Source organism: Parajatrophihabitans canadensis (genome assembly GCF_053764775.1).
The window spans coordinates 651181-663187 of the sequence record NZ_CM132445.1 but is presented as its reverse complement, the minus strand read 5'-3'; the positions used below and the strand labels follow the sequence as shown (position 1 = coordinate 663187).

6 protein-coding genes are annotated in these 12007 nt (G+C 63.4%); 2 read left to right on the top strand and 4 right to left on the bottom strand.

What is annotated here, in order from left to right; genetic code table 11:
• Positions 1 to 15 precede the first annotated feature (15 nt).
• Positions 16 to 3723, bottom strand: coding sequence for a methionine synthase (gene metH, locus ACSMXN_RS03165; RefSeq protein WP_455407762.1), 3708 nt, complete (start codon positions 3721 to 3723; stop codon positions 16 to 18).
• A gap of 198 nt (positions 3724 to 3921) precedes the next feature.
• On the opposite strand from metH, the gene ACSMXN_RS03160 reads away from it, so the two are divergent.
• On the top strand, positions 3922 to 4659 hold the full coding sequence (locus ACSMXN_RS03160; protein ID WP_022914838.1) for an SDR family oxidoreductase: 738 nt from the start codon (positions 3922 to 3924) through the stop codon (positions 4657 to 4659).
• Between the two features lie 58 nt (positions 4660 to 4717).
• Here ACSMXN_RS03160 and ACSMXN_RS03155 read toward each other — a convergent pair whose 3' ends face one another.
• Entirely contained in the window at positions 4718 to 5158 is a 441-nt protein-coding gene (locus ACSMXN_RS03155; RefSeq protein WP_022914839.1) for a DUF7144 family membrane protein, read from the bottom strand.
• Between the two features lie 243 nt (positions 5159 to 5401).
• Between ACSMXN_RS03155 and ACSMXN_RS03150 the strand changes: the two genes are divergently transcribed.
• Positions 5402 to 8869: a lamin tail domain-containing protein gene (locus ACSMXN_RS03150; RefSeq protein WP_155958503.1), complete on the top strand. Its 3468-nt coding sequence runs from the start codon at positions 5402 to 5404 to the stop codon at positions 8867 to 8869.
• On the opposite strand, the gene ctaD is transcribed toward ACSMXN_RS03150, so the two are convergent.
• Both ctaD and ACSMXN_RS03140 read right to left on the bottom strand, forming a co-directional pair.
• Positions 8866 to 10572, bottom strand: a complete 1707-nt coding sequence (ctaD, locus tag ACSMXN_RS03145; RefSeq protein WP_027139820.1) for an aa3-type cytochrome oxidase subunit I — start codon at positions 10570 to 10572, stop codon at positions 8866 to 8868. The two genes, ACSMXN_RS03150 and ctaD, sit on opposite strands and share 4 nt — an antisense overlap.
• A 247-nt stretch (positions 10573 to 10819) precedes the next feature.
• Entirely contained in the window at positions 10820 to 11872 is a 1053-nt protein-coding gene (locus ACSMXN_RS03140; RefSeq protein WP_022914843.1) for an aldo/keto reductase, read from the bottom strand.
• Positions 11873 to 12007 lie beyond the last annotated feature (135 nt).

Sequence of the window (12007 nt, the reverse complement as noted above, 5' to 3'; positions counted from 1 at the left end):
ATGGGCGGGCGCCGGCTACTCGCTGTCGGAGCGGTAGCCGAGGTTGGGCGATAGCCACCGCTCGGCCTCGGCGACCGGCCAACCCTTGCGCTTGGCGTACTCCTCGACCTGATCCCGGCCGATCTGCCCGACGACGAAGTACTGCGACTGCGGATGTGAGAAGTACAGGCCGCTGACCGACGCGCCAGGCCACATCGCCATGCTCGCTGTCAGCTCGATACCAACGTTGGCCTGCACGTCCAGCAATTCCCAGATCGTCTGCTTCTCGGTGTGTTCGGGGCAGGCCGGGTAGCCCGGCGCGGGACGGATGCCGACGTACTTCTCCTTGATCAGCGATTCGTTGTCGAGGTTCTCATCGGGCTGGTAAGCCCAGAACTCGGTACGCACCCGCTCATGCAAGCGCTCTGCGAAAGCCTCGGCCAGACGGTCGGCCAACGACTCGAGCAGGATCGCACTGTAGTCGTCAAGCGCCTGCTTGAATTCGGTGATCTTCTCGGTGATGCCCAAGCCGGCCGTCACTGCGAACGCGCCGACGTAGTCGTGCAGTCCGGTCTCCTTCGGTGCGACGAAATCGGCCAGCGAACGATGCGGCACGCCCGGGCGGTGCTCGGACTGCTGACGAATCTCGTGCAGTGTCATACGAACCTGCGAGCGGGTTTCGTCCGTGTAGATCTCGATATCATCGTCATCGATCATGCTCGCCGGGAAGAGCCCGAAGACGCCGGCCGCCTTGACCCATCGTTCGGCGATCATCTTGTCGAGCATTAACTGCGCGTCGTCCCACAGCTTGCGCGCGGCGTCGCCTGATGCCGGGTTGTTGAGGATGTCCGGGAATTTGCCCTTCATTTCCCAGGCATTGAAGAACGGTTGCCAGTCGATGTAGTCGCGAAGTTCGGCAAGCGGGTAGTCGTGAAAGGTCTTCACGAACTGCGTCGCCGAGGTCAGGGCGCGCTCGTCGTCGTGATGCACGTCCGGTGCCTGCTGGGCCAGCAGCCGCGGGCGCGGTGGGCGGTAGCCCGTCCAGTCGATCGGCGTGCGGTTGGCTCGTGCCGCTGCGATCGGCAGGATCACCTTCGCCTCGTTGCGCGCGGCGTAGCGTTCGCGCAACGAGTCGTAGTCGGTCGCGAGTTCGGCGAGCAAGGCCGGGCGCTGCTCGTCTGACAGCATCGCAGCGACAACCGGGACCGAGCGCGAAGCATCCTTCACCCAGATGACTGGGCCGTGGTATTTCTTGTCGACCTTGACGGCGGTGTGTGCGCGCGAGGTAGTAGCTCCGCCGATCAGCAACGGAATTTCGAATCCTTGTCGCTCCATTTCGGATGCGACATTCACCATCTCGTCCAGCGATGGCGTGATCAGCCCGGACAATCCGATCGCATCGGCGTTGTGCTCCTTGGCGGCATCCAGGATCTTCTGGGCCGGAACCATCACCCCAAGGTCGATGACATCGTAATTGTTGCACTGCAGTACCACCCCGACGATGTTCTTGCCGATGTCGTGCACATCGCCCTTGACCGTGGCCATGATGATCAATCCGTTGCTGCGGTCGGCGTCTTCTGGAGACTTGCTCGCCTCGATGAACGGAATCAGATGGGCGACCGCCTTCTTCATGACGCGCGCGGACTTCACCACCTGCGGCAGGAACATCTTGCCCGCGCCGAAGAGGTCGCCGACAACGTTCATGCCGGCCATCAGCGGGCCTTCGATGACTTCGATGGGCTGGCCGCCCCGGGCCTCGATAAGTAGCCGCAGTTCCTCTGCGTCGACTTCGGCGTAGTCGTCGATTCCCTTTACCAACGCATGCGTGATGCGCTCGGCGACTGGCAACTCCCGCCACTCGTTGTTGGCGGTCTCAGCTTTCTTGCCCTCGCCGGCAAACTCGGTGGCGATCTCCAGCAGCCGTTCTGCGGCGTCATCACGCCGGTTGAGGATGACGTCCTCGATCCGTTCACGCAACCGTTCGTCAACCTGGTCATAAACGACAAGCGCTCCCGCGTTCACGATGCCCATGTCCATGCCGGCGGCGATCGCGTGGTACAGGAACACGGCGTGGATTGCCTCGCGAACGGCATTGTTGCCGCGGAAGGAGAACGAGACGTTAGAGACGCCACCGGAGACCAGTGCGCCGGGCAGGTTCTGCTTGATCCAGCGAGTTCCCTCGATGAAATCGACGCCGTAGTTGGCGTGTTCTTCGATGCCGGTGGCCACCGCAAAGATGTTCGGGTCGAAGATGATGTCCTCGGGTGGGAAGCCGACCTCATCGACCAGGATCCGGTACGCCCTGGCACAGATGGCCTTTCGCCGTTCGAGGTTGTCGGCCTGCCCGTCCTCGTCGAAGGCCATCACCACGACGGCAGCACCATACTTGCGGCACAACCGCGCCTGATCGCGGAACTTCTGCTCGCCCTCTTTCATCGAGATCGAGTTGACTATGGGCTTGCCCTGAACGCAGCGCAGTCCTGCTTCGATGACCTCGAACTTCGAGGAGTCGACCATGATCGGGACGCGGCTGATGTCCGGCTCGCTGGCAATCAGCTTGATGAACCGATCCATCGCGGCGACGCCGTCGATCATGCCTTCGTCCATGTTGACGTCGATGACCTGAGCGCCGTTCTCGACCTGCTGGCGGGCGACCGACAACGCGGTGTTGTAATCGCCATCACGGATGAGGTTGCGGAACTTCGCCGACCCTGTGATGTTGGTGCGCTCACCGACGTTCACGAACAGCGAATCTGCGGTGATCGTCAATGGCTCGAGCCCGGACAGCCGGCAGGCCGCCTCGCGCTCGGCCGGGACGCGGGGCACGACACCGGCCACGCTGGCCGCCATGGCGGTGATGTGTTCGGGCGTGGTGCCACAGCAGCCACCGAGCAAGTTCAGCAGCCCGCTCTCGGCGAATTCCCGCACGATGCTGGCCGTCTGGTCAGGCGCTTCGTCGTACTCGCCGAACGCGTTCGGAAGGCCCGCGTTGGGGTAGCAGGATACGAAGCAGTCCGCGATCCGGGAAACCTCAGCCAGGTAAGGGCGCATCTCGGCCGCACCAAGCGCGCAGTTGAGGCCGATCAGCAAAGGTTTGGCGTGCCGTACCGAGTTCCAGAACGCCTCGGTCACTTGACCGGAGAGGGTACGACCCGAGGCATCCGTGATGGTTCCGGAGATCATGATCGGCCAGCGACGCCCGCGCTCCTCGAAAAGCGTTTCCAGCGCGAAGATCGCTGCTTTGGCATTGAGCGTGTCGAAGATCGTCTCGATCAAGAGCAGGTCGGCGCCACCGTCGACAAGGCCGTTGGCCTGCTCGAGGTAGGCATCGACCAGCTCGGTGTAGGTGATGTTGCGGGCGCCGGGATCGTTGACGTCCGGTGAGATCGAGGCAGTCCGGTTCGTGGGCCCGAGGGCGCCCGCAACGTAGCGCGGACGGCTTGGGTCCGCTGCGGTCACCGCATCACACGCGGCGCGGGCCAACCGGGCGGATTCGTAGTTGAGCTCGTACGCCAGTGCCTCCATGCCGTAATCGGCGAGTGAAATTTTCTGCGCGTTGAAAGTATTGGTCTCGACGAGATCCGATCCGGCGTCTAGGTAGGCGTGATGGATCGCCGTGATCGTGTCAGGCTGAGTGAGCGTCAAGAGATCGTTATTGCCCTTGAGGTCGCTATCCCAATCGGCAAAGCGCTCGCCGCGGTACTCTGCCTCGCTGAGCGTGTACCGCTGGATCATCGTCCCCATCGCACCATCGAGCACCAGAATGCGCGATTTCAGCGCGTCAGATAGAGCTTGCGTGGCATCGGGGCGCAGCGATATCTCAGGCACGACTCATCCTCGAGGGAATTTCGACTAGCTACAGGACAGAAGCCTCTATCATACGGGGCCTGGATGCCACGCATTTTCAGTTGCTTTACGGGGGCTTGAGATAGCGTCGGCGGCGTGGACATCGCCGATCGGGTCGCCATCGTGACCGGGGCGGGCAGTGGCTTGGGCCGCGTCATCGCTGGTCGCCTCAGCGACGCGGGCGCATTCGTCGTCGCCGCCGACCTCGACCCCACGCTGGCGGCCGACGCCAGCGCAGCAATGGCCCCCAGCGAGCCCGCTGTCTCAGACATAAGCACCGACCAGGGACGCGAGCACGTCCTGGCCGTTGCGATGCGCCACGGTGGCCCTCATATCTTGGTCAACAACGCTGGCGGATGGGGGCCTGCCGACCGGCAATTTCCGCAGGCGACAGCGCAGCAGTGGCGAGCGGTGCTGGAACTGAACCTCATAGCCCCCATGGACCTGACACAGCGCTGCCTGGATCCGATGACACGGCTGGGCGGCGGGGTCGTCGTCAATATCGCCTCGAGCGGGGGCCGTGGGTTCGACGCTTACTCGTCCCCGGAGTACGGCGCGGCGAAGGCGGGATTGATCCGCTTCACTTCATCGGTGACGGACTTGTCGAAAACTCACCACGTGCGTGTGAACTGCGTCGTGCCGGATTGGATCGGTCTTGACCGGGCGCACGCCCAGCTGGCGACCATGTCGGCCGCTCAGCGCGCCCGGACGCCGCCGCTGATCCCGCCCGATGACATCGCCTCAACCGTGCTCGAGCTGATACGCGACGACAAAGCCTGCGGCCAGGTCATCGTGCTCGACGGCGGCAGCCCCCCACGACGGCTGACCGATTAGGACTCGCTGGGTAGGACTCGCTGGGTAGCACTCGCTGCCTGCGACTCGGCGTTCGACGCTAGCGATACTGCGGCCCGTACCCGGGATGCGCCTCCAACCGCGCCGCTTCGGTGGCCTCATATGCTTCATGCCCGCCGTACATTGCGAGTCCGTAGATGACCAACATGCCGATGGCGATATACGTCAAAGACCAGACCGGGTAGAAGGGCATCCACCAGATCGCGCTGATCGCGAGCAGAGCAGCAGCAATGATTCCTACCCAGCGACCCATTTCAGAACCCGCGACGACCGCGACCGAGCTGGCGATCAAAATGACCGCGACTATCAGGTATATCCAGCCATAGACCTTGAGACTATGGCCGAAGACGGCCCCATCAAGGCTGGTGGTCCCGAGCGGTCCGTGGCTGCTGAACGTCCAAATCACGTCGAAGAATCGCATGACTCCGGCCAGCCCTAGCATCGTCGCGGCGAAGAATCGCCAACCGCCACCTTTCACCATCGCACGTCACCTTCCTCGCAGTCGATTCCACTGATCTGAGCGTCTGGATAGAAGCAATCGTCGCCTGTCAAGGCGAGCTCGCCATCACCCGCGTTGGATGAGCCAGCAATTGGCCCAAACACCTTCGTGTTCACCTGCCCGTTGATCATTGGACAGCTGCGCGTCAACTTTGTGGGCACTGCCCGGCCCTAAGCTCGGCTACCGCGGCGGTCACGCCGGTTTAACGGGCGACGGGGAGATTTCGTGACTTCAGCAGTTGGCAGGCGTACGGGCACATTCATTTCGCTTATCGCACTTGTCAGCGCCGTATGCGTGGCGATGCCGCGCATGGCACGGGCGGACACGCCGAGCACCGGGGTCGATCTGTCGCAATACAGCCTCGTCGGGCGCTACGACCTGCCGGAACCCACCCGCACGACTGCACCGGCAAACAGCCTGTTGGCACAGGAAGCATCTTCGGTCACCTATGACTGGGATACCGACTCGCTGTTCGTCGTCGGCGATGGCGGCACGTCTGTAGTTCAGGTGTCCAAGTCGGGACAGCTGATCGATTCGATGACCCTCGCGCCCGGTGGTAGCCCACAGGGCACGACTTTCTACGACACCGAAGCAATCACCTACGTCGGCGGTGGCAAGTTCGTCCTCGGCGAGGAGCGCGACCGTCAGGTCAACCTGTTCAGCTACGTCGCCGGTGGGATCCTCACCCGGGGCGACGTCCAGACCGTCAAACTCGGCACGACGATCGGCAATGTCGGCATCGAAGGCATCACCTATGACCCACAGACATCGACGGAAAGCTCACCGGGCTTCGTCGTTGTCAAGGAGACCACACCGGAGAGCATCTTCCAGACCAACATCGACTTTGCCGCGGGCACTGCGACAAACGGCTCGCCGACCACCGATGAGTCGACGAACCTGTTCGACCCCTCATTGGTCGGTACCACCGACTTCTCCGACGTTTTTGCCTTGTCGAACCTGCCTAATCTCACCGGCCCGGACTCGAGCCACCTACTGATCATCAGCCAGGAGTCCGGAAAGATCGTCAACGTGGACCGCACGGGCCACGTCGAGAGCTCGCTGACCATCAGTGACCCGACCAGCCCGATCTCGGTACCCGACGAGACGCAGGAAGGCGTCACGATGGACCGCGATGGCTACCTCTACACCGTGAGTGAAGCCGGCGGCGGCGACGCCTCCCACCCTCAACTGTGGGTGTACGGACCGCCGTCACTGCAGCCCAGCGTGCCGCGTATGACCGTATCGGAGGTGGCGCCCTGGGGTAGCGGTACTGCGACCTACGGCGCCGACTGGTTCGAGCTCACCAACACCGGAACGTCCGCGGTGGATCTGACCGGCTGGAAGATGGACGACAGCTCTGACGCATTCGCCAGCGCGGTCCCGTTGGCGGGGGTTACCTCGCTGCCTGCAGGCAAATCTGCAGTGTTCTTCGAAGACACCGGCGGCCTGGACGATGCGACCGTACAAGCGAACTTTGCTCAAGCATGGTACGGGTCCACGACCCTGCCGGCCGGCTTCCTGATCGGGCATTACGGTGGCTCGGGGGTCGGGCTGTCCAGCAGCGGTGACGCAGTCAACGTGTTCGACGCGGCCGGGGATCGGGTCACCGGTGTCAGCTTCGGCGCTTCCCCAGCAACCGCGCCGCTGGCCACCTTCGACAACCACGAGGGACTCAGCAGCAGTGGGACGTTCAAGGCTCCAGCGCTCGCTACGCTGAGCGCGGTCGGGGCGCATGGCTCGTTCCTGGCCGCCGACGGCGCAGAGATCGGTTCGCCGGGCGACGTGGTCACGTCGACGCCTCCGCCACCGCCCCCAACGTCAGTCATCGTCTCTGAAGTAGCACCGTGGGGCAGCGGCAATGGACCGTACGCAGCCGACTGGTTCGAAGTCACCAACACCGGAACGTCCGCCGTGGATCTCACCGGCTGGAAGATGGACGACAGTTCCGATTCCGTTGCCAGCGCGGTTGCGTTAGCCGGCGTGGCGTCACTGCCGGCGGGCAAGTCCGCGGTGTTCTTCGAGGACACCGGCGGCCTGGACGACGCAGCAGTGACCGCAAGCTTTGCCCAGGCGTGGTTCGGCTCACCCACACTGCCGGCCGGATTCTTGATCGGGCACTACGGCGGCTCGGGCGTCGGACTTTCAACCGGTGGCGACGCGGTAAACCTGTTCGACGCCACCGGTGCCCAGGTCACCGGGATCAGTTTCGGCGCTTCCCCGGCAACCGCGCCGTTCGCCTCCTTCGACAACACCGCGGGCCTCGGCTCCGCAACCCTGCCACTGCCCACGGTCTCCACACTGAGCGCGGTAGGAGTGAACGGTGCGTTCCTGGCTGCCGATGGCGCCGAGATCGGTTCGCCGGGTGCGAGCACGATCACGCCGCCGCCGCCAGCGTCGGTAGTCATTTCCGAGGTCGCCCCGTGGGGCAGCGGTAACAGCCCGTACGCCGCTGATTGGTTCGAAGTCACCAACACCGGTGCGTCCGCGCTAGATCTGACTGGCTGGAAGATGGATGACAGCTCTAACGCATTCGCCAGCGCCGTTGCATTGGCCGGGGTTACATCGCTACCTGCAGGTAAATCCGCGGTGTTCTTCGAAGACACCGGCGGCCTGGACGACGCGGCGGTCACCGCGAGCTTCGCCCAGGCCTGGTTCGGCTCACCCACACTGCCGGCCGGATTCCTGATCGGGCACTACGGCGGCTCGGGTGTCGGACTTTCAACAGGCGGTGATGCGGTAAACCTCTTCAGCGCTGCTGGCGACCGGATTACCGGAATCAGCTTCGGTGCGTCTCCAGCGACCGCACCATTCGCCTCCTTCGACAACACCGCCGGCCTCGGCTCGGCCACATCGTCGCCGGCGGTTGCTACCTTGAGCGCGGTAGGAGTCAACGGTGCGTTCCTGGCGGCCGATGGTGCTGAGATCGGGTCACCAGCCGGTGCCGCACCACCACCGCCGCCCGACAAGACCCCGCCGACCATCGTCGCGAGCGCGATCCCTGCTGCGAACGCGAACGGCTGGAACAACACGAACGTCACCGTGTCGTTCACCTGTACCGATGCGGGCTCCGGCGTCGACACGGCGGCCAGTACGCTCGCCGATGACGTGCTGAGCGCGACGGGGACGGCAACCGGTACCTGCGTCGATCACGCCGGTAACTCCGCGAATGCGAGTTACACGGCCACGATCGACACTGCCAAACCGACTGTCTCGTATTCGGGTAACGCCGGCTCCTATGGCATCCTCAGCACGGTCGCCATCACCTGCACCGCGGCGGACGAGCTCTCCGGAATCGCCACCTCGACCTGCTCGAACGTAACCGGCCCCGGTTGGACCTTCGGCGCGGGCGCACACCCGCTTTCTGCCAAGGCCACCGACAACGCCGACAATGTCGGCACCGGATCGGCGTCGTTCACGGTCACGGTCAAGCCGACCGACCTCAGCACGCTGACGACGCAGTTCGTCCGGGCGTCGGCCAAATACCAGTCCTCGAACGCTCTGACGCGGCTGCTCGTTGCTGCAACCGTCACGATCGCGACGAACGTCCTGCTCGACTTCACGCCGTCGGCAAAACCCGCAGCGAAGACGAAGTTGCTCACGGCGTATGCACAAGCGGTGCAGGGACTCGTGTCGTCCGGGTGGTTGAGCGTCGGCCAAGCGACCACGCTTACCGGTCTTTCCGGGGCCCTCTAGCCGTCACCGCCAGCGATGGCGGATTCGTCAACGGGCACGTGTTTCTTGCCGGCATGAGCTTCACGATCGAGCCGCTCGTGTAGGTGAGGGTAGTGCGCATCGAACGCGGGCCGTTCGGACCGGATCCGGGGCATCGAGGTGAAGTTGTGTCTCGGTGGCGGGCACGAGGTGGCCCATTCCAGCGAGTTGCCATGCCCCCATGGGTCATCCTGGGTAACGACCTCGCCGTATCTGTAAGAGTGATAGACGTTGTACAGGAAGGGCAACATCGAGGCTCCGAGTACGAACGAGCCGATGGTGGAAATGGTATTGAACGTGGTGAAGCCGTCACTCGGTAGGTAGTCGGCATAGCGCCGCGGCATGCCCTTGTTACCGAGCCAGTGCTGGATCAGAAATGTGGTGTGAAAACCAACAAATGTCAACCAGAAGTGCAGCCTGCCCAACCGCTCGTCCATGTAACGACCGGTGAACTTCGGGAACCAGAAGTACACGCCTGCGTAGGCAGCGAAGACGATCGTGCCGAACAGGACGTAGTGAAAGTGGGCTACGACGAAGTAGCTGTCCGTCACCTGGAAGTTCGACGGCGGCGAGGCCAGCAGCACCCCGGTGAGACCGCCGAACAGGAACGTGACCATGAAACCGATACAGAACAGCATTGCGGTCTCGAAGGTGATCGAACCGCGCCACATCGTGCCGATCCAGTTGAAGAACTTGATTCCGGTGGGCACGGCGATCAGGAACGTCAGCAGCGAGAAGAAGGGCAGCAGCACCGCACCGGTCGCGAACATGTGATGTGCCCAGACCGTCAAGGACAGCGCGCCGATCGCCAGCATCGCCATCACCATTCCCTTGTAGCCGAACAACGGCTTGCGAGAGAACACCGGGATGACTTCGGAGATGATGCCGAAGAAGGGTAACGCGACGATGTAGACCTCCGGATGCCCGAAGAACCAGAACAGGTGCTGGTAGAGGATCGCGCCGCCGTTGTCCGATGCAAAGACCTGCGCGCCGAGATGTCGATCGATCCACAAGACCAGCAGCGCCGAGGTCAGGATCGGGAAGGCCAGCAGAACCAGGATCATCGTGGTGAGGATCCCCCAGGTGAACATCGGCATTCGGAACAGCGTCATGCCCGGCGCTCGTAGGCACACGATCGTGGTCAGCATGTTTACGCCACCAAGAATCGTCCCGAGGCCCGAGATGGCGACGCCGAGGATCCAGAAGTCGGTGCCGGTTCCAGGTGAATTGATCTCGTCATTGAGGGGTAGATAGAAAGTCCAGCCGCCGTCCGCAGCACCACCAGGGGTCAGGAAGCCGGCACAGGCGAGCGTCGCACCGAACAAGTACAGCCAGTAGGAGAACGCGTTCAAGCGCGGGAATGCGACATCGGGTGCGCCGATCTGCAACGGGAGCACCAGATTCGAGAACGCAAAGACCAGAGGCGTGGCGAAGAACAACAACATGATGGTGCCGTGCATGGTGAAGAGTTGGTTGTACTGCTCCGGACTCAGGAACTGCATACCCGGGCGGGCCAGCTCGGCACGCATGATCAGCGCCAGCGCCCCGCCGAAGATGAAGAAGGCAAACGACGTCACCAGGTACATCCGCCCGATCAACTTGTGATCGGTCGTCCGCAACATCAGCAGGAACAGTGACCCCTTCGACGTACCTGTCGCCGGGAAGGGGTGCGCGCTGATGGGCACCGGTTCGAGATCGAGCGGGCTCGGCGCCGTACTCGACTCGAGAGTCCCGGTCACCGTCTGCCGCCCAGTAGATAGCAGGCCGAGTTGACGCGGTATGGGCTGGAGTGTTCAGTCACTGAACGACCTCCCCATCGATCCCACGGGGACTTACCGTCGCGGCCAGTATGCTCCGCGCCAGTGGCTAAGCCAAGACCGAGCTGAGAATCGCTAGAGCGCTCTCTACCCGCATTTAACGAGCCGATTGATCTCAGCTGGAACGGCGGCGCAGCGAACGAGTCGTGAGCGCCGGCGCGACGTAGCCCTGGTCCTCGACTGAGAACGTCTGCCCGGGCGGCACGACCGCGTCTATCGCGTCCAGTACCTCGTCACCCAACGATATTTCCGTCGCGCCGAGCTGCGATTCCAAGTGGGCCATGGTGCGCGGGCCGATGATCGGCGAAGTCACCGCCGGGTGTTGAAGGACGAACGCCAGAGCCAGGTGAATCAGCGTCAGGCCTGCCTCGTCGGCAACTTCGGCCAGCGCCTCCACGGCGTCCAACTTCGCAACGGTGCTCGGGTTCGACATGTCGTAGCGTCCAGGCGCCCGTGCTGCTTGGCTTGCCGTGGGAAGCTCCCGGCCCTTGCGGTAGGCCCCGCTGAGCCATCCCCCGGCCAATGGACTCCAGGCCAAGACCGCCAGGTCGTACTTCTCAGCGACGGGCAGCAGGTCGGCTTCGACTCCGCGTGCGAGAAGCGAGTAGGGCGGCTGCTCGCTCACGAACCGTCCGAGTGCCCGTCGCTCCGACACCCACTGCGCTTCGACCACCGCGTGCGGCGGGAACGTCGAGGAGCCGAATGCACGGATCTTTCCGGCGCGCTGTAGGTCGCTGAGGGCAGACAGCGTCTCCTCTATGTCGGTCTGACGGTCAGGCCGATGAACCTGGTAGAGGTCGATCCAGTCAGTATTCAGTCTGCGCAGGCTGCCCTCGACAGCCTGCATGATCCAACGCCTTGAGTTTCCGCGCTTGTTCGGGCTGCCGCCGCGCTCACCAATCGGTACGTCCATCTGCCCGCTGAACTTCGTGGCCAGAATGACCTCGTCTCGACGTCCGCCGGCCAACGCCTTTCCAACGATCACCTCGGATTCGCCCTGGGAGTAAACGTCAGCCGTATCGATGAAGTTGATACCGGCGTCCAGCGCCCGATGCACGATTGCGATCGATGCGGCGTGGTCGGGTTCACCCCACGCTCCAAGCATCATCGCCCCCAGGCATAGCGGGCTCACCCGCATACCCGTGCGTCCGAGGGTTCGATAGCGCATGCGGCTCAACGTAGGGCACGCGAGATGTGCCCTGCAAGCGTGCGGACCTGCGTATGGGCGTGCCGGCTCCCGCGCTCGGCCGGCGACCATTCAGAATGACCGACGAGATCGAGCGAGCTTGTCAACCTTTGCATT

Coding starts and splice junctions, on each gene's coding strand:
- ACSMXN_RS03140 (WP_022914843.1), bottom strand. CDS start 11,872: ATGCGCTATCGAACCCTCGGACGCACGGGTATGCGGGTGAGCCCGCTA.
- ACSMXN_RS03155 (WP_022914839.1), bottom strand. CDS start 5,158: ATGGTGAAAGGTGGCGGTTGGCGATTCTTCGCCGCGACGATGCTAGGG.
- metH (WP_455407762.1), bottom strand. CDS start 3,723: ATGGGGACGATGATCCAGCGGTACACGCTCAGCGAGGCAGAGTACCGC.